Below are 19186 nucleotides of genomic sequence, written 5' to 3' on the forward strand. Positions count from 1 at the left end.
CATCCCTCTGCCTAGGCAGCCCGCTCCTGCGCATCATCCTTCGCTTCAATCCGCGGCCTCCAGCAGGCGATCCCCATCTCCTCCAATTCAGGCCGGTCGATCACATATTCGGCAACGACAAAGCCGTCCGCCTCATAATGGTCGACATCGTCGCCGCCAAAAGCCGCGTTCCAGCGCGCTACATAGCTGTGACGGTTGTGCAAGATATATTTGCCACGCCCCTTGGTCCGCCCCTCATGATGGGTGACGACCGAGGCGGCGACATATTCGAACACATTCTTCCCATGGCCGAGGCGATAGCAGAGGTCGATATCCTCCTGGCCGTTGATGAAGACCGTGTCGAAGCCGCCGACCGTGGCGAAATCAACCGCGCGCATCGCGAAGCAGGCGCCCGTGATCGCCCGGAATCGCCGATTGCTGCCGGCCAGCGGGGAGTCGCTGGGCTCGTCGACATAGATGGGATAGCCGAGCGGGCTCTTGTCCGAGAAGACCACGCCCATGCACTGGATACGGCCGTCGGCATAGAGCAGCTTGGGCTGCGTGCCCATGACCTCGGGATCGTCCAGCGGCGCCAGCAGCGGCTCCAGCCAGCCCGCTTGCACTTCGGTGTCGTTGTTGAGGAACACGACCTTGCCGCCATGCGACGCAGCGAAACCGATATTGTTGCCGAGCGAGAAGTTGAGATTGTCGTAATTGTGGATGACCGTGATGCGCCCGTCGCGCTCCGCCCAGCTGTCGAGCAGGCCGGAGGTCTCCTCGTCGCTCGCATTGTTTACCATGATCACTTCGATCCTGGAGCGCCCGCAATGGCGGACGAGGGCGTTCAGGCATTTGTTGGTCAGCGAATATTGGTTGTAAACGCACACGATGATCGAGACGAGATCGGGATCGCGCTGCGGCGCCTGGCTACGCAGCCCGTGCCAGTCGATCATCATCTGGTTGAGGCCCAGGAAGCGGCGCTCCGGCCCCACCCGGTGCCGCCCCGGCTCCACGGGTTCGCCTGCGGGGACACCCTTCCACGCCGGTTCGGAATAGGGCGTCGCCTGGTCATAGGCCTTTTGCGCCAGTGCACGGAGATTCTTCATGCGGCCGGAGGAGAAAGCCGTCTTCACCCGCCGCGCATAATCGGGATGGCGGGTGTTCACGATCTCCATAGCGGTCTTCATCAGCCCTTCCTTCTCCGAGCCGAAGCTCGCGGTGCGCTGGTGGAAGACATAGGCGTGGGGGGAGATGAAATTCTTCCACCCCGCCTTGATCGTCCGCATGCAGAAATCGTTTTCCTCGCCATAGCCGCGCGGGAAGGCCTCTTCGTCGAACAGGCCGATATGGTCCATCAGGTCGCGCCGGATATACATGCAGAAACCGTTGCCGGTCGGCACGTCGATCGGGTCAGAGACCTGGGTGAAGCTGATGATATGTTTTGCCCAATCGTCGTAACTCATGCCTTCCGGCTTGGGGTTCATGACATTGGGGGTGGGGAAGGAGAAGGCGCCGCTATTGTCGCCCATCGCCGTCACGGTGCCGGCCTTGGGCGTGCCGAGTGCGATCTTGCGCATGCCCGCGATCCAGCCGTCATGGACGATGGTGTCGCTGTTGAGCAGCAGGATGTCATCCTCGCTGGCCCAACGGATGCCGCGGTTGATCGTCCGGGTATAGCCCATATTCTGCGGATTGGTGAGCAGGGTGAAGCCCGGATAGAGCGCGAACCGGTCGAGCAGCGGCTTGACCCGCGGGTCGCTGCTGCCGTCGTTGATCATGAGGACGCGGTCGCGGCTGAGGTCGGTCTTGAGCCGCACTGATTCGAGGCAGCGTTCCACAGCGTCGGGCGCGTTATAGACCGGCACGATGATGGTCAGGCGCCGATTGGCGTCGGCGCGCAACGGAATCTCCTCGGCCAGCATCGCCGTCAGGGCATGGCGCAGCGTATTGCGCAGGACCACTGGTGCAAACTGGCGCAGAATCTTCTCGCGCCCTGCCTCGCCCATCGAGGCCACGAGGGCCGGGTTGTCGCAGAACCTCACCACCCGGGCGACGACGGCATCGACATCCTTATAGGGCACCAGGAAGCCGGTCTGGCCTTCGTCGACGAGTTCGGGCACCGCGCCCCAGCGATAGCCGATGACCGGACGGCGCGCCGCCTGGGCCTCCGCCACCGTCCGACCGAAGGATTCGGCGAAGTGCGACAGGGCGAGCACGACATTGACCTGCGCCATCGCCTCGGCCGGGGAGGTGGCATAGCCGGCAAATTCCAGATTGTCCGGAATGCCCGCCGCCTTGAGCTCCGCCACATAGTCGTTTTCCGGGCCGATGACGCGGAAGCGGGCGTTGGGCGCCTTTTCCTGAGCGCGGCGGGCCACTTCGACAAAATCGGCGATCCCCTTCTTGGGGATGTTGCTGCTGACGATGCCGAACACCAGCTGCTCGCCCACCGGATTGGGCATGTCGAGCGAATCGATCCGCGCCACATTGGGGACGTGGAAGCTGCGGCGGCTGTCGACAAAGAGCTTCTGGGTAGCCGCCGAATTGGCGACAACATAGTCGGTCTGCTTCAGGATGCGCGCGATGATCTCGTCGGCGGTCAGCCCCATCCGGGCGCACAGATGCTCATCATGGTCGATCAGCTCTCGCGCGTGGACGGCCGTCACGCGATTCGCGCGCCGCGCGGCAATCAGTGGATCGACCAGCACGATCGTGTTGCAGTAGACCAAGCTGATATTGCAGTTCTCGATGATGTAGGTGAAATCCTCGATCGAGGCCTCGTCGGGCTTGCGGCTCTTCGACCACTGGAAATAGGGAAAGGAGAAGACGCCGCAGGATTTCGTCCGCAGCAGTTCCACATAGTCCGGATTTCCCTCGTTCGGGATCGCGACATAGACATTGAGCCGCATCTGCGAGAGCCCGTCGAGCACATCGATGAAACTGCGTTCCCCGCCGAACATCTGCGCATTCACCTCATGCGCGCACAGCAGCACCGACGGCGCGGTGTCGATCGCCGCAACGCCGCCCGCCCGCCATGCTTCCGGCGCCGAGGCGCGGCGCCGGGGCGCTGTCTTGCGCCCTTCCCGCCGGCCGCTTCTCGCATAATGAAGCAGAGGGTTCATGCCGGCCTCGCCGACATCCGGATTGACGGTGAGATAGCCGACCGTGCTGAAGGTCGGTGAAGGATCGCGATTCAGGCGCGCGCCGAGCCACAGGTAATGCTCGACCGGGTCCATGCCCAGGAGCGGCACATCCGGATAGGTTTCAAGATACCATTTTTCGTCGAAGAGGCCCGATTCCTTGACGCGCCCCACATCCTCCGCCGAAACAACGCCCTTGAGCAAAATGTCGTTCACCACTTCGCCTCACAATCCCAAAATAGATGCCTTTAGCCCGCATCTTCCTGCAGCCTCCCCCGAAGCCGATCCGGTATGGTGTTCCGGAAATGGGTATTTCCCAAGATTGGTAGGTAGAGGCAGCCTGATCCGGCAACGAAGACAAAGCAAGTGCAAAAAAGCGCTCGACCCCCGTTCCCCCGATTCTTTCCGCGCGATCCCGGCCCGCTTGTTGCTAGGCGGATGTAGCTACTAACTTGTGGCGCTTTTAAGACAAGAAGATTTCCTCAATGGATTGATTGTGAAGGAAAACTGCTGAAACCCTGCCGTAATCTTTACGTAAAATGCGCCGTCCTTTCCGTGATTCCGCGATTCGCCGGAAAAAAGGGCGCTATCCGCCCCAAAAATGGACGTCAGGGCTGTCTCGCCTCCAGGGTGGCGACCAGATCGGCCCAGCGATCGGCTTCTACATCCTCTACGGTGATCTGGCCGCCCCGCTCGTCCGGGACGACGATCGACCAAGGAGAAAGCCATGTTTCCCACCCCTTTTCCAGGAGCCCCTTCCGCAACCGTTCTCCGGCGGCGGCACTCCAACCATCGGACAGACAGGCCCGCCAATCGATGGTGGCCAGCGCGCTCCGCTTGAGATAGGCGCAGCCGGCTGCCCGTCGCACTTGCAGCGGCGCACAGCGGATGGTCCTTTGCAGCAGCAGCAGGGCGTCGGCATCGCGCAGGGTCGGGCCGCTCCCGACGGCATGCCCCAGCGGCAGCACCATGCCGGTTTGCGCGCGACCATAAGCGACCGCCCGCAATCCCTCCAGCCAGCGCGGCTTGACCTGCTCCCCGCCATCCAGGATCACGACGTCCGCCGGTCCGCCCTCCTCCATCGCGCGGAGCAAGGGCTCCAGACCTTCACCAGCCTCCTGCACGCCAAGCTCGGTATGAGTGCGATAGCTGTCGAGCAGCGCCCGCCTGTCATCATCATGATCCCCCGTCGCGACAAGGATATCCGCCTGGCGCGGGTCGGTGTTGCGGATCAGGGTATCGAGGCAGGCGCGCAGCCGGTCGGCGGGCACGCCATCGGCAGCCAGCAGGATGCGAACACGCGGCGCCTGACCGGCAGCGTCTTTCGACGCCGTGGGCGCAAGCATCGTCGCATAGGCTTCGGCGACGGCGACCCGGAGCCGGTCCTGGGAGAACTGGGCCGTGACCTTCGCGCGCCCTTTCTCTCCCATCGCCGCGATGCGGGCCGGATCGGCGCAAAGCGTTTCCAGCGCCTCCACCACCGCATCCAGATCACGATAAGGTACCAGGAACCCGGTCTCGCCATCGTCCACCAGTTCCGGCAGCGCGCCCCAATGATAGGCGACCACCGGCCGTGCCGCAGCCATCGCCTCCGCCACGGTGCGACCGAAGGACTCGCCGAAGAGCGAGAGGTTGAGGAGGATGTTGATCCCGCGCATCGCTTCGCCAGGCTGGTCCTTGTAGCCGGCGAACTCCAGATTGGCCGGGCGAGCGCCTTGGGCGGCCTCCTCGACCCAGCGATCGATATCCTCTGTCCTGGGTCCGACGATGACGAAGACCGCGTTGATGCCGCGCGCCGCTGCACGCCGCGCGACCTCGACGAAATCGGCGATGCCTTTCGAGGCGACGTTGGAACTGACGATGCCGACGCGCACCAGCCGCCCGACGGGATTGGCGATGTCGAGATCAGCGGCCGACACTGCGTTGGGAACATACAGCACCCGCCCCCCACCATAGAGGGCGCAGGTGGCGCGCGAGTTGCCGATCACCCAGTCGGCCCGTTTGGCGACGGTGGAGACGATCTCGCCCGGCGACAGGCCGATTTGCCTGCACAAGGCATCGTCCAGCGTCACCAGTTCGCGCGCGTGCACCACCGCCATGCGCCCCATCAGCCGCGCGGCGGCCAGCGGTTCCAGCAGGACGATCGTGTTGGCATGCACCAGAACGACATCGTGCCGGGCTATGATCTCCGCGAAATCCAGCGTCAGCCAGGCATAGGCTTCGCGCCTGTCCGCCCATTGCGGATAGGCGAAGCAGTAAAGCGCGGTACACAGATCGCTCACGCGCGCGACATAATCGGGATGATTGTCGCTGGGCAGCGTGACGACGACATTCACCGCCATCGTCGCCAGCGCCTCCAGCACGTCGAGCAGGCTGCGCTCGCCGCCAAAGAGCTGATGGCCGGAGATGTGCGCGCACAGCATCACCGTGGGCCAGTCCGGATTGACCGCTCTTCGACCGGACAGCAGGCGCGGAGCCGGACGCATGGCGCCGGTCCGATCTAGCGGAAAGCCGATCCGGTCGAGCGTGGGCGCCGTGCGATCAGGCAGGCGCATCGTGGGCACCGCCTGCACCGCCGAGCGATATCCCTCCAGATAGGAGGCGCCCCAGCGCTGGTCGGGTTCCAGATAGCTCCCTTCCGCCCATTCGTTCCAGGCGTTCAGGAACAGCAGCGTTTCGTCGCCGCCGCGCATTTCCTCCTGTCCGAGTATGCCCTTGACCCACCGCCGAAAGCCGAAGGGCGAAGCGCCATGATAGATGCGCGCGCGGGCGCCGCGGCGGGCGGTATTGTCCCAGCTCGCCATGACACCGCGATGTACCGGCCAGGGATAGCCCAGCGCAAAACGGCCCAAATCGGCATCGACAGCCGCTTCATAGCTCAAAACCTCTCCCTCAAAAGCGGGATCGAGGCGGGATACGGCATCGCGGACATCCAGCCCAGCCATTTCATGGGGGGGAAAGATCACGTAACTGTCCAAGCCGTGATCCTGGGGTTGCCCGTCCATCTGCTCCAGCGCGAAACGGACAGCACACAGGTGAATGTCTCCGATCCCGGCGCGATGGCATTCCTCACGCCATAACCTAGCCGTCACGATCCAGTCGGGAATCAGGCCGATCCGGTAGACCAGTACCACGGGCTTGCCCTGGTAGCGGATCCAGCGGGGATCGCGCATCATCGGAATCCACTCACGGATAAGGGCGACATTGCTTTCGAGCGAATAGGTCTGCTCAAGCAGGACATCGAGATGCAACCCATCCCAGTTTCGCGACCAGTTTTCATTGGCCCAGCACAGACAGAAACCATGATCGATGTCGCTGCTCAGGAACTGTTCGAGCGGCCGGTGGAGCAGCTTGCGCCCGTTGAACCAGTAATAATGATAGCAGAAGCCGTAGATGCCGAACTGCTTCGCCAGGGCGGCCTGGGCCCGCTGCGTTTCGATCGAGCGAAGATCGTAGAAGCCGTGATCTGCGGGCAGGCGCGGCTGATCATGGCCGTCGAAGAAGGGCCGTCCCCGCACAACGTTGAACCACTCGGTAAAGCCTTTGCCCCACCACCGGTCGTTTTCCGGGATAGGATGGAATTGAGGCAGGTAGAAGGCCACCGCTTTCAACGCCTGCCCCTCCGCTGCGTCGGGAACCGGCGCCTTTGGATCGACGCGCACATCCATATCTGCCAGCGCTGCGGCGACGGCGAGGCTGCGCAGGGCCCCTTGCCATGAAGCCCCCGCCGCCTCGTCTCCGAAAACGTCGGGTCCATCGGCCTGTCGCCACACCCTGGCCAGCAGGGGCTTGATCCACAGGACTGCGCCTCGCGGCACCGGAACCGCTCCGCGCGGCACGACCAGGCCAGCCATCGTCAGGTCGGCCCGTGTCGCCGTATCGTCTCCAAGGTCCTCATGGCCGACAGCAGACGCAAGACATCCCCAGTCGGCGTCCGCACGGAATGCCGTGGCTAGGCGCACGGCTGCCTCGATCTCCTGCTCGCCTGCCTTGGCAGTCTGCATGATCAGTGCCGCCTCATAGCCGTCAAGCCCGCCGTTGCCGGCGAAATTGATCGCGTCGCCTGGAGCGCTCTCCTGGCTCAGCCAGGTGATCGAACGGACAAGGCCCGGCACCGCCGAAAAATCCCGGGGTTCCGGCCCGGAGACATAAAGATCATGCTCCATAGCAAGCAAATCGACGGCTCCGAGCACCGACCGCCATCCGGCCTCGCCATCCGTCACCGCGAGAACAGCCACCGGGGATAGCCGCTCCAGACCCCGTCGTGCGAAGGCGTCGAACGCTTGGCGATAATCCCAGGCCGCATCGGCCGGTGCCGATGCGGGGTGAAGCTGCTCCGTCGCGACCATCTCCACCTTTCGCGGCCGGAGCGGCAGGCGTCCTTCTTCGCGACCATAACGGATGTAATGGATGAAGGCGTGATGCTGCCCCCTGGCGACGTCGACATAGCGCTCTAGATAAAAGCGCGCATCGAAATCCGGGCCGGGGTTGCGCTTCAGCAACAGGCCGATCCGCGCAAAATGAAGCAGCGGATCTAGTCCTGATTGGACGACATCGGGATATTCGGCCGCGTACCATTCCGCATCGAACAGGCCGGATGCCGCAATTTCCGCGGCAAAAGCTTCGTAGTCCGTCACCACAGCCCTCGCATCGCCCGCCCGCAGACTGGCAAGGTCACGGCTCTTGCGTGCTGTGGAAAGCGGCTGACACGCGCAACGCCTCCATCATCTCATTGGGCGCTCGCCTCTCGGCGATACCGTAGGTAATGAAGTGATCGACAGGATCCGCTCCAGTCTGCTGCACGTCAGGATTGTTGCGGACATACCAGTCGGCATCGAACTGCGCATGCGTTTCGATAATCTGGCGCTGCTTCGCAAGCGTCCGCTTTCGCGTCAGAGCGGGGAAAGGCAGAATCGCATCGGCAAGCATCGCTTCGATCGACGCCATATGCTGATAATATAACGACAGGCTATGGGTGGAATCCCGCTTCAGAATTTCCTGCTTGCTCGCAAGATCGGCCTGACTCGCCAGCATCGCGGCGCGAACGATCTCCTTTTGCCGCTGCAGATCCTCCCTGACTTCCTGCAGCGCCTCCAGAGCCTGGGCCAGGGCCTGCTGCCGGTCCGCCAGATCGTTGTCGCGGGCTTCGACAAGCCTGCGGCTTTCCTCAAGCTGACGATCGAGCTGGGCGATGCGATCCACGCGCGCTGCCACCTCCGTTTCCATGTGGTGCAGGCGATCTTCACGTTCACTCGTCCGGCTGCGCTCGGCATGGAGTTCGTCCCGCACGGCGACCAGATCCGTCTCGCGCTCTGCCAGGTGCTGCGTAATCAGGGCGATTTCGTCGAACCGGACCTTCATCGCACCGTCGGCCGCCGCTCGTGCGCGTTCCAGGCCGGCGACTTCCTGACGAAGGCCATCGATCTGCTTGCCCAGTTCCGCCTGCAGGGCCGCGCTCTTCGCCCGCTCCGCCTCGATCTTGCCATAGGCCCCCTGCAGCTCCTCTGCGGCCTGCTCGGTCTCGAGCTGGCGCTGGCGCAGCGCACTTTCTGTCTGTGCGAGCTGGTTCTTTAAGGCATCCAGCTCGATCGCGGCGCTGTTGCGAACCTGCTCCAGTTCCTCGTTGAGGCGCCGGCTCTCATCTTCCCACTGTCGTGCGAGCTGTTCCGTCTGCGCGACGCGGGACGCCGCCTGCCTCTGCTTCTGCGCTTCCTGCTCGCTCTGCGCGAGGCTGAGGGTCACAGTGGCCAGTTCACGGTCGCGCACCGCCACCAGCGCGATGGTCTTCTCCAGATCTCGCTGAAGTGCCTCAACGGCCTGTTCCCTGGCCCGGATTTCCGCTTCAAGAGCGGCGTTCTGGCTGGCCAGGGCGCCTTGCGCCTCTGTCGCCGCCTGAACAAGCGCCGAGAGATTGGCCACCTCGGCCTCGCGACCCGCACTCAAGGTCCGCTGCTCCTCCAGCAACGCATCGCGCTCGGCCATAAGCGAATCCCGCTCTTCCTCGGCCTTCACCCGATTCTCCCTGAGAGAATCCCTTTCGGCCTGGAGCGCCTGGGCGCGTTCCTCCAGCGCACGCCTGACCTTCTGGACCGCCTCGCTGCGCTCGTTGGCCGAGGCCAGCTGCTGCGCCAGCGCCTCCTTCTCCTTCAGCGCCGCCGCATGCTCCGTCTCCATCTTGGCGCGGTAGGCGCGCAGTGCATCGCGCTCCAACTGCGTCGCCAGATGTTTCTCTTCCAGCGCGCTCTTTGCCTTTTGAAGTGCCTCGCTCCGTTCAGTGGCGGCGCCCAACTGCTGCGCCAGCGCCTCGCTGTCCTTCAGCGCCGCAGCATGATCCGCAGCGATCTTGGCCTGATATTCGCGAAGCGCATCCCGCTCCTTCTGCGTGGCGAGATACTGTTCCTCCAGCGCGGCCTTCGCCTTCTGAAGCGCTTCGCCCTGCTCGGCGGCAAGGACAACTTGCTGCGCTAGCGCATCCCTGTCGTGCACCACCGCGGGATAATCCACGTCCATCTTTGCGCGATATTCGCGCAGCCCGTCGCGCTCCTTCTGCGTGGCGCGATGCCGTTCTTCCAGCGCGGTTTTCGCCCGCTGGATCGCCTCGCTTCGCTCGAGCGCGTCCGCCGCCTTGCGCTCCAGTTCCTCCGCTGCCTCGCGCAGTTGGACCTGCTGCTGCTCGGCCTCGGCCAGGCGATCTTCCAACGCCGCCTTCTCGGATTGCAGCGCTTTCCGCTCCTCCACCGCCGCGGCATGGTCCGCCTGCAGCCTGGCCTGCTGATCCCGCAGGCTGTCGCGCTCCTTCTGGGTAGCGAGGTGGCGCTGCTCCAGCGCGACCTTGGCGCGCTGAACGGCGTCGGCGCGTTCGGCTGCCGCCATGATCCGGTCTTCCAGCTCGGCCTTCATGCTGGTGAGCGCTGCCTTCTCACTGACAGCGGAGGCGCGCTCCTGCTCCAGCTTCAGGCGGAGATGGCGCAGTTGGTCGCGCTCCTCCTGCGTGACGGCGTAGCGCTCCTCAAGCGCTGCCTTGGACTTGAGCAAGCCTTCCGCCTGGCGGGTGATCGCCGCGACCTTCTGTTCGAGCTCGGCTTTGATCTCCTCGAGCGCCTCCAAGCGGCTTTCGGATTCTTCCGCCTTCTTTTCGGCGGCCTGCCGGGCGCCGCGCAACGCCTCCTGCTCCTGCTGCAACCGGGCGATGCTGGCAAAGCGCTCCTCATTGTCCTTGGCAATGGCGCCAAAGGCGTGCGCACCCGCGTTGAATTCCTTCAACAGCGCGTCGAGCGCGGCCCGATCGCCTTCCTGCTCCCCAGCCGCCGCCCATGACGACAGGATGCCGTAAGCGCCGTCGATCCAGTTGCCGGCATAGGCAAGCGCCTGGGTTGACCCGGCCTTATCCCGATGATCCGAGCCCCCGTCGAGATAGGCGCCGATTTCCCGCCGGACCCGGGCCGAATTGCGCGGCCACTGCAGGCCGAGCGCCTTCTGCGACCGTTCGATCAAGCCGGCGGGATCGTCCAGCAACTGCTCATATGTGGCAAAGAAGCGGCGCAGCCCGCGCGTTCCCCGCTCGCTTTCCAGCGCATAGCGCAACCAGAGCAGAAGCCCCTTGGCCGCGAGAAAGCCATCGCGCCGCTCCAGCGAGCGCGCGACCGCCATCGGATGCCTCACGGGGTGAACCGCGACCGGCTCGATCCCCATCCTGTCGAACACGGAGCGCCAGAACGGCATCAGCAGGCTGAACCGCGGATCCTTGACAACGAACAGGCTGGAACCGCCGAATTCCTTCTCCAGCACTTCGACCGCCCGGTCGCGAAAGCGGTCCAGGGCAGAAGAATGAAGCCAGTCGGAACTGAATTCCTGCCATTCATGCCAACTCGCGCCGCCCGCGTTCAGGATCTGCTCGTTGAGCCGGCAAATCGATCTGGATTCCCAATAGCCCGAGCTATTCCACTGATCAGCGGGCAGGAGGTCGGGCGCCATGTCGCAGCCGAGCAGGTTGAGCGTCCGAGCCATTGCGCTGGTTCCGGAGCGATGCATGGCAACGACCAGCACCGCTGTCCGCGTACCCGCCACCTTCTTCCCATCGCCCGGATTTCCAGTCTCAGAGACCTTGCTGCTCCGTCGGCTACGTGCGTTTCCCCGTCGGTTACCTGTCGCCGACACGCTGTCCACCACCTAGTTCGCCCTTCTGCCCCTGATCGGCCTATCTCTGACTGCAACCCTGCGGATGTCAATCGGTAACCGTGCCCCTGCACCCTCCCGGATCATGTCCCTGCCATAGTCTGCGCCGCTTCTGCCGACGACTTAAGACATCTTGATGAAGGACAAAATGTTCCGCCCTTGGCCAAGATCCCCCGATAATTCACCGCTGACTACTGGCGCCCGGCAACGGCCGTGCACTGACATGGCGGGTGGGGCAGCACCGAATCGTTTAACTGCCTTGCATTTGTAACAGGTCGCACCTAAACCCAATTTTCATTCACTTCCTGGAGCAAGATGTGCGCAAAGGCATAATATTGGCGGGGGGCTCCGGTACCAGACTCTACCCGTTGACCAAGGGCGTGTCGAAGCAGTTGATGCCGGTCTATGACAAGCCGATGATTTATTATCCGCTGTCGACGCTAATGCTGTCCGGCATCAGAGAGATACTGATCATCACCACGCCGCATGATGCCCCTGCCTTCCGGTCGTTGCTGGGAGACGGCGCAGAACTGGGAATTTCCCTGTCCTATGCCGTCCAGCCGGATCCGGGCGGGCTTGCTCAGGCCTTTCATATCGGCGCGGACTTCGTGGGCGATAACCCTTCCACCCTGGTCCTGGGCGACAACATCTTCTACGGCCACGGCCTCGTCGACCTGCTGAGCCGGGCGAGCCAGCGCGAAGCCGGCGCGACGGTGTTCGGCTATTATGTAAGCGACCCCAAGGCCTATGGCGTCGTGTCCTTCGATGCGGAGGGACGGGCGGAGACGATCGAGGAAAAGCCCGAGGAGCCCAAGTCCAACTATGCGGTGACCGGGCTTTATTTCTATGACGATCGCGCCGTGCGCCTCGCCAAGGATCTCAAGCCCTCACCTCGCGGCGAGTTGGAGATCACCGATCTCAATCGCCTCTATCTGGAGGAAGGCAGCTTGTCGGTCGAGATCATGGGGCGCGGCTTTGCATGGCTCGACACCGGCACGCACGGCTCGTTGCTCGACGCGGCGCTCTATGTGCGCGTGACCGAAGAACGGCAGGGCCTCAAGATCTGCTGCCCTGAGGAAATCGCCTGGCGGCAGGGTTTCATCGACGATGCCCAGCTGGAGGCCGTTGCCGCGCCGCTGCGCAAGAGCGGCTACGGCAACTATCTGATGGACCTGTTGCAAGGCAAGGGCGCGATCGCATGAACATCATCGAGACGGCGATCCCCGGACCGCTCATCATCGAGCCGAAGGTATTCGGCGACGAGCGCGGCTTCTTCATGGAAAGCTGGAATGCCGACCGCTTCCGCGAGGCCGGGCTGGACCTCAACTTCGTGCAGGACAATCACAGCCGCTCCGCGCGCGGCGTGCTGCGCGGCCTGCATTTCCAGAACCCCAACCCGCAGGGCAAGCTGGTTCGTGTCGTTGCCGGCCGGGTCTGGGACGTGGCGGTCGACATCCGCAAATCCAGCCCGCATTTCGGGAAATGGGTCGGCGTGGAACTGTCGGCGGCCAACAAGCGCATGTTCTGGGTTCCGCCGGGCTTTGCCCATGGCTTTGTGAGCCTGGAGGACGGCACCGACTTTCTCTACAAATGTACCGCTCTCTACGAACCGGCGGCAGAACATTCGCTGATGTGGAACGACCCATCGGTCGGCATCGAATGGCCGCTGGAAGGGATCGAGCCGCAGTTGTCCAAGAAGGACTTAGAAGGCAAGTCGCTCGACCAGATCGAGGCCTTTGCATGAAAGCGCTGATCGTTGGCGCGAAGGGCCAGCTTGGACGCGGGCTGCAGGCAAGCGCGCCGGCTGGCACGGTGCTGCACTGCGTCGGTTCCGACGAACTCGACATCACCAACGGAGATGCCGTCCGGGCTCTGGTCCAGGCAGAAAAGCCCGACCTCCTGATCAATGCCGCCGCCTACACGGCCGTGGACAGGGCAGAGCAGGAAGAGGATCTCGCGCTCGCCGTGAACGGCACGGCCGTCGGTACGCTTGCCGATGCGGCCCGCGATGTAGGCGCGCGCTTCATCCATGTTTCGACCGATTTCGTGTTCGACGGCACATCCGGGGTTCCCTATGCGCCTGATGCGCCGACCAACCCGATCAGCGCCTATGGCCGAACGAAGCTGGCCGGCGAGCAGCTGGCAGGGCCGGATGCGCTGATCGTGCGCACGGCATGGGTCTATGCACCCATGGGCGGCAATTTCGTCCGCACGATGCTGCGCGTCATGGGCGAGCGGCCGGAAGTGCGCGTCGTCGCCGACCAGATCGGCACGCCGACCTATGCGCCTGCGCTCGCTGCCGCGCTCTGGTCGCTCGCGGCGGCCGGCGCGAGCGGCATTCATCACTATACCGACAGCGGCGCTGCAAGCTGGTACGACTTCGCAGTGGCGGTCCAGGAAGAAGGTCTGGCCGCGGGGCTGCTGTCCCAGGCGGTACCGGTGGTGCCGATCGCCACAACCGATTATCCTACGCCGGCACGCCGCCCACATTATTCGGTGCTGGACAAGACCAGCACCTTCGCGGCGATCGGCGGCCCGGCGCCGCACTGGCGTCATCATCTCCGGATGATGATGACGGAGATCAAGACGCAGGGTTGACGGAACCAGCCTGGCGCGTTCGCGGCGTGCCGAGCGCCAGCAGCAGCCGGTCGATACTGTCGATCCAGCCGCCCGCTGGCCGGGCCGCCGTCCCGTCGGCCTTCAACACATGCATGATGTCATCGGTCAGCCGTTCCGGCGCATCGGATGAGAAGAAGAAGACGCCTTCATCGGCCTGCTCGTGAAAGACCGGCAGGTCGCGGGCCAGCACCTTCAGACCGCGCTGGCGGGCCTCCACGATCGGCAGGCCGAAGCCTTCACCGCGGGATGCCACAATCACCAGAGCGGCATGAGCATAGCAGGCGAGCAGGAGTTCGTCCGACGCATTTCCCAGCCAGCGCAGGCGACTGCCGCGCTCCGGATGCTGGTTCAGCATCCTTTGCAACCCTTCCATATGCCACCCCAGCCGGCCGATGATCAGAAGGTTGGGTGCAGCCTCGCGCCTTTCGCGCCACAGCCGTTCCATCGCGGCAAGGACGGCATCGTGGCCCTTGCGTGGTTCGATGGTGCCGACCATCAGCACCGTCGGCGCGGATCGCATCCAGTCGATCGCGCGCCGCCCCTCCTCGTCCATACCGTGACTGGGATTGCTCGCCTCGACCGCGCCGCTGAGCGGCATCACAGCGATCGTGACCGGCCGGACGGCATTGGCGGCAAGCCAATGCTCGAGGTCGCGGGCGACCGCATGTGAGATGCAGACGGCGCCGTCTGACAGACGCGCCAGCACCTGGAGCCATTTCCGGAAATTCCGAGCCGTGCTGGCTGGGAACCATTCCGGATGCTGCAGGGGCAGCAGATCGTACACGACGACGTGGATCGCAACGCCGCGCCGCCGCCATCCCGCAATCTGTCGACGGTGACGGGACAGCCGGTGCGCGGCCAAATCGAGTCCCAAGAAGATGTCGCCCGCCACACCACACAACAGCGGGCTGTCCGGCGGAGGCAAGGAGACCTTACCCGTGACAGGGTCGAAGGGCGCCGCGCAATAGCCCCTTCGCGCCATGGCCGCCACCGGCACGACAGCAAAGTCATCCGGGGGATTGTGCAAAAGCTGAAGGAGGACCGCTCGAACGACCCGTTGGATGCCGGTGCGCGCATCGTGCTGCGCGATCGTGGACACATCGACGAACAGGCGCCGGAAACCCTCCCCCATAAGCGGGTCTGCCCTGCCCCGGCCAACCCGCCGGAGCAGTCGATCAAACAGGCTCATTCCCGATCATGCGCCTGATAATAGCCATAGGCTTCGTCCATGTCATCGAAGACTGCAAAGCGCCCACCGGCAAGCACGGCTGCACGATCGCAATGCTCACGGATATATCTGTCGTTGTGCGAAACCATGATCATGGCACGGTCCTTTCGCTTCACGAACAGTTCGTCATAGCATCTCTGCTGGAACCGCGAGTCTCCGACCGCCACGATTTCATCGATCAGGAAGCAGTCGAACTCGACCGCGAGCGATATCCCGAAGCCAAGCCGCGCCCGCATGCCGGCGGAATAGGTTCTGACCGGCTCGCGCATATATTTGCCGAGTTCCGCGAAATCTTCGACCTTGTCCACGGTCTCACTGATATCCGCGCCATAGACGCGGCAGATGAAGCGCAAATTGTCGGCGCCGGTCAACGATTGCTGGAACGCACCGGAAAAGGCCAGGGGCCAGGAAACCGACATGGTGCGGGTGATCCGCCCGGAGGACGGCTGCTCCACGCCGCCCAGCAGCCTGATGAGCGTGGATTTGCCAGCACCGTTTCGGCCCAGGATCCCGATCTTCTCACCCTTGGCAATTCTGAAATCGACATCGCGGAATACGGTGCTCCACCCTGAACGCACCTTATAGCGCTTGGAAACCTTGTCGACATTGATCATGCCGCCTTCGGTCATGCGGGCACCAAATTCTGGCTGGCGTGGCGTATTTCGGTGAGCGCCAGGAAAGTGAAGGTCAGATTGATGAGGGCCATGTAGCCCAGGTCATAATGTGGGGTGAAATGGGATCCGAAAAAACCATCGCGCACACATTCGACGCCGTGCACCATAGGAAGATACAAAATCCATTTCTGGAATTCCGGCGGCATGGCATCGACCAGGAATGCGGAGCCGGAAAGAGGGAAGAGAAGATAGGCGGTCGGATGCCAGAACTTATCGACCAATTCGCTGCGATGCGATAGCGCGCCCAGGAACATGGCAAGCGACATGCCCCACCAAGCGAGCATCAGCCATCCCTCGATCACTTTTAGCGGATCTTCGGGCAGGTTGAGCCAGCCGATCGCCGCGAAGAACAGGGTCAGGACCATAAATGACGTGGCGACGCCCACCGCTTCCAGCAGCAATCGCGCCGCGAAGATATCGACGATCTTCACGTTACGATGGTACATGAGCGAGAGATTGGGCGCGATGGAATCCACCAACCGCGATGGCATGTTACGCCAGATCAGCACACTGGAATAGCCCGTGACGGCAAATGCGGCGATTGGCAAATCAGATCCGTGGACTGATTTCGTTGCAGTCCAAATGGCCGTCACGCCCAGAGTGAAGATCATGGGCTCCAGGAAGAGCCAGAGGAAACCTATGTTGTGACGGCCATACCGCGTGATGACTTCCCGCATAAGAAGCGCGCCAATAACCCGCCGCTGAATGGCCCAGGACCGCAGCAAGCGAGACTTCGGCGCCCCATCGACGTCGCCGGACATCAGTCGTGATGCTCCTTGATACCCGCAAACAGCATCGTCAGGATGCCATAGACGACAAGGCCGATGGCCATGGTGCTCAAGATACCGCGCAACCGCTTGGGTTCGAGCGCATCATCCGGCGTGTCGGGCTGCACGATCCGCTCTACATAGGCGCGCTTGCGCCGCGCTTCGTTACGAGCTTCCTGCAGGGACGAAATCGCAGCGCCGAGTTCCTTGTCAGCCAGCTGGCTTTCCAGCTGCAGCCGCTGGAACTGGGCGGCGGATGCCGCCAGCGACTTCTGGCTGCCCGCGACGAGGCCGATCTGCTCGTTGATCTCCTTCCCCAGTTCCGACACGCGTGTCTGGAGGACAGGAATCTGCGGGTTCTGTGGCGTGAAGACGCGCAACTGCACCAGCTGCGTCTTGGTCGAAATGAGTTCATCCTGCAGCTTGGAAATCATCTGAAGCTGAACCGACGCCTGCTTCTCGGGATCTACCACGCCTTCGCGGTTGCGGTAGTCGGACAAGGCGAGAGCCGCCTTGCGCGCGGCCTCTTTCGCCTCGTTCAATTCCGCCGTCGCATAGCCAACCAGATCCTCGCGCGCGCGGCTATTGATCTTGTTGACCAGTGCTTCCGCCTGATCGAGCAGCCGGCGATTGATCTGATATGCATCCTGCGGGGAAAAAGCGCGGACCTGCAAGGTGGCGATAGCCGAAAGCGGGTCGTACTTCACCTCGACCTTGTTCTCATAATATCGGAAAAGCTTTTCCGAGCTGCCGTTCCAGCCCATCGGATTGAAACGGTTAAGAATGGAGATTTCGCCATTGCCATAGGCCCGCGTGACCAAGCCCTGGCGGTTCAGCGTGTTCAGGGCGTCGCGCGACAGAATATAGTCATGCGTCGCAAAGCCTTCATTGCTGCTGGAGCCTCCACCCCCGGTCTTCAGCAACGCACCAAGTCCCGTGCTGGGCTCCTTTGACTGGCTGCGTACGATGAAGCGCGATTCCGACATATATACATCGGAACTCAAGCCGAAATATACCGCGGCAACGGCAGTGGGAACAAGAACTGCCACGACGAAAAGCGTGGGCAATTTACCGATTCGTTCAGGAATGTTTCTCATCGGCACTCGACAGTCATTGGTTCGGCTGTGTGTTAGGAGGTGCACCTGTTAAAGTCCAGTGGATTGCGCAGGTGCACAATGGCCCGCAGAACGATGCCGACGAATCTGCAAGGCCGCCTTTGTAATCGCAAAGTAGCATGCTAGGGCGAGCCGCCAGTGTTTCTCGGGGGCGGCCAAGCATTATGAAAATCACGATGATCGGCACGGGCTATGTGGGTTTGGTGTCAGGGGCGTGTTTTGCGGATTTTGGTCACGACGTGGTGTGCGTGGACAAGGACGCGGGGAAGATTGCGGCGATCGAATCGGGTCGGATGCCGATATACGAGCCTGGGCTGGACCATCTGGTGGGGAGCAATGCGGCGGCGGGCCGCTTGAGCTTCACGACGGACCTTGGCGAGGGGGTGAAGGGCGCGGACGCGATCTTCATCGCGGTGGGGACGCCGTCGCGCCGGGGAGACGGGCATGCGGACCTGTCCTATGTCTATGCGGCGGCCAAGGAGATCGCGGCGGCGGTGGATGGCCCGACGGTGATCGTGACCAAGTCGACGGTGCCCGTCGGCACGGGCGACGAGGTGGAGCGGATCGTGCGCGAGGCGCGGAGCGACGTGGAGATCGCGGTGGTTTCCAACCCCGAGTTCCTGCGCGAGGGCGCGGCGATCGGCGATTTCAAGCGGCCCGACCGGGTGGTGGTGGGCACCACCGGCGACCAGCGCGCGATCGACGTGATGGCGCAGATCTACCGGCCGCTGAACCTCAACCAGGCGCCGGTGATGTTCACCGGGCGGCGCACCGCCGAACTCATCAAATATGCCGCCAACGCCTTCCTCGCCACCAAGATCACCTTCATCAACGAGATGGCGGACCTGTGCGAGGCGGTGGGCGCCGAGGTGCAGGACGTGGCGCGCGGCATTGGCCTCGACAACCGCATCGGTTCCAAGTTCCTCCATGCCGGGCCCGGCTATGGCGGCTCCTGCTTTCCCAAGGACACGCTGGCCCTGGTCAAGACCGGCCAGGACCATGACGCCCCGATCCGCATCGTCGAGACGGTGGTGCAGGTCAACGACCTCAGGAAGCGCGCCATGGGCCGCAAGATCGTCAAGGCGCTCGGCGGCGAGGCCCGCGGCAAGACCGTCGCCCTGCTCGGCCTCACCTTCAAGCCCAACACCGACGACATGCGCGACGCCCCCAGCATCGCCATCGTCCAGGCGCTCGAAGATGCCGGCGCCACCATCGTCGCCTATGATCCCGAGGGCATGGACGTCGCCGCACCGCTGATGCCACAGGTCACCATGGCAAAGGACGCCTATGAGGCCGCCAAAGGCGCCGACGCGCTCGTCCTCGTCACCGAATGGGACGCCTTCCGCGCCCTCGATCTCAAGCGCCTCGCCGCCTCCATGAACCAGCCAACCCTCGTCGACCTGCGCAACATATACCCCATTCAGGAAGCCCAAAACGCCGGCTTCACCCTCTCTCGCGTCGGCGGAAAAGGTACCGAAAAGTGAAGAAA

General features: G+C 63.3%; 12 protein-coding genes. 5 read left to right on the forward strand and 7 right to left on the reverse strand.

The window, feature by feature from the left end; translation table 11 throughout:
* Positions 1-11: 11 nt before the first annotated feature.
* The 3 genes from M529_RS38315 to M529_RS47805 all read right to left on the reverse strand — a co-directional run bounded on the left by M529_RS38315 (position 12) and on the right by M529_RS47805 (position 11126).
* Positions 12-3335: a glycosyltransferase gene (locus M529_RS38315; protein WP_152522610.1), complete on the reverse strand. Its 3324-nt coding sequence runs from the start codon at positions 3333-3335 to the stop codon at positions 12-14.
* Positions 3336-3727: 392 nt separating this feature from the next.
* Positions 3728-7756, reverse strand: a complete 4029-nt coding sequence (locus tag M529_RS47800; protein ID WP_152522611.1) for a glycoside hydrolase family 99-like domain-containing protein — start codon at positions 7754-7756, stop codon at positions 3728-3730.
* A 37-nt stretch (positions 7757-7793) separates the two neighbouring features.
* On the reverse strand, positions 7794-11126 hold the full coding sequence (locus M529_RS47805; protein ID WP_021318587.1) for a hypothetical protein: 3333 nt from the start codon (positions 11124-11126) through the stop codon (positions 7794-7796).
* A 485-nt stretch (positions 11127-11611) separates the two neighbouring features.
* Here M529_RS47805 and rfbA point away from each other — a divergent pair, with 485 nt between their 5' ends.
* The 3 genes from rfbA to rfbD are packed head-to-tail and all read left to right on the forward strand — an operon-like array spanning position 11612 to position 13892.
* Complete coding sequence (gene rfbA / locus M529_RS38320) at positions 11612-12496, forward strand: glucose-1-phosphate thymidylyltransferase RfbA (RefSeq protein WP_031295091.1); 885 nt, start codon at positions 11612-11614, stop codon at positions 12494-12496.
* A complete protein-coding gene (gene rfbC / locus M529_RS38325) occupies positions 12493-13038 on the forward strand; it encodes a dTDP-4-dehydrorhamnose 3,5-epimerase (protein WP_021318589.1) in 546 nt (181 codons plus the stop codon). The genes rfbA and rfbC overlap by 4 nt, the downstream gene beginning before the upstream one ends.
* Positions 13035-13892, forward strand: coding sequence for a dTDP-4-dehydrorhamnose reductase (rfbD, locus tag M529_RS38330; RefSeq protein ID WP_021318590.1), 858 nt, complete (start codon positions 13035-13037; stop codon positions 13890-13892). Before rfbC ends, rfbD begins: the two co-directional genes overlap by 4 nt.
* Here the strand turns inward: rfbD and M529_RS38335 are convergent.
* Positions 13876-14697, reverse strand: a complete 822-nt coding sequence (locus tag M529_RS38335) for a glycosyltransferase family 4 protein (protein WP_161626360.1) — start codon at positions 14695-14697, stop codon at positions 13876-13878. The genes rfbD and M529_RS38335 overlap by 17 nt on opposite strands.
* Between M529_RS38335 and M529_RS49760 the strand changes: the two genes are divergently transcribed.
* Positions 14671-15120, forward strand: a complete 450-nt coding sequence (locus M529_RS49760; protein ID WP_161626361.1) for a hypothetical protein — start codon at positions 14671-14673, stop codon at positions 15118-15120. The genes M529_RS38335 and M529_RS49760 overlap by 27 nt on opposite strands.
* Here M529_RS49760 and M529_RS38340 read toward each other — a convergent pair.
* The 3 genes from M529_RS38340 to M529_RS38350 are packed head-to-tail and all read right to left on the reverse strand — an operon-like array spanning position 15099 to position 17586.
* On the reverse strand, positions 15099-15770 hold the full coding sequence (locus tag M529_RS38340) for an ABC transporter ATP-binding protein (RefSeq protein ID WP_021318592.1): 672 nt from the start codon (positions 15768-15770) through the stop codon (positions 15099-15101). The two genes, M529_RS49760 and M529_RS38340, sit on opposite strands and share 22 nt — an antisense overlap.
* On the reverse strand, positions 15767-16576 hold the full coding sequence (locus tag M529_RS38345) for an ABC transporter permease (RefSeq protein WP_021318593.1): 810 nt from the start codon (positions 16574-16576) through the stop codon (positions 15767-15769). The genes M529_RS38340 and M529_RS38345 overlap by 4 nt, the downstream gene beginning before the upstream one ends.
* Positions 16576-17586, reverse strand: a complete 1011-nt coding sequence (locus tag M529_RS38350; RefSeq protein ID WP_236617692.1) for a hypothetical protein — start codon at positions 17584-17586, stop codon at positions 16576-16578. The genes M529_RS38345 and M529_RS38350 overlap by 1 nt, the downstream gene beginning before the upstream one ends.
* A 275-nt stretch (positions 17587-17861) precedes the next feature.
* Here M529_RS38350 and M529_RS38355 point away from each other — a divergent pair, with 275 nt between their 5' ends.
* Positions 17862-19181, forward strand: coding sequence for a UDP-glucose dehydrogenase family protein (locus M529_RS38355; protein WP_021317184.1), 1320 nt, complete (start codon positions 17862-17864; stop codon positions 19179-19181).
* Positions 19182-19186 lie beyond the last annotated feature (5 nt).

It is taken from the genome of Sphingobium ummariense RL-3 (assembly GCF_000447205.1).
GTDB classification, from domain to species: Bacteria; Pseudomonadota; Alphaproteobacteria; order Sphingomonadales; family Sphingomonadaceae; genus Sphingobium; species Sphingobium ummariense.

Coding starts and splice junctions, on each gene's coding strand:
- rfbC (WP_021318589.1), top strand. CDS start 12,493: ATGAACATCATCGAGACGGCGATCCCCGGACCGCTCATCATCGAGCCG.
- M529_RS38340 (WP_021318592.1), bottom strand. CDS start 15,770: ATGACCGAAGGCGGCATGATCAATGTCGACAAGGTTTCCAAGCGCTAT.
- M529_RS47805 (WP_021318587.1), bottom strand. CDS start 11,126: ATGGCTCGGACGCTCAACCTGCTCGGCTGCGACATGGCGCCCGACCTC.
- M529_RS38355 (WP_021317184.1), top strand. CDS start 17,862: ATGAAAATCACGATGATCGGCACGGGCTATGTGGGTTTGGTGTCAGGG.
- M529_RS49760 (WP_161626361.1), top strand. CDS start 14,671: ATGCTGCAGGGGCAGCAGATCGTACACGACGACGTGGATCGCAACGCC.
- rfbD (WP_021318590.1), top strand. CDS start 13,035: ATGAAAGCGCTGATCGTTGGCGCGAAGGGCCAGCTTGGACGCGGGCTG.
- M529_RS38345 (WP_021318593.1), bottom strand. CDS start 16,576: ATGTCCGGCGACGTCGATGGGGCGCCGAAGTCTCGCTTGCTGCGGTCC.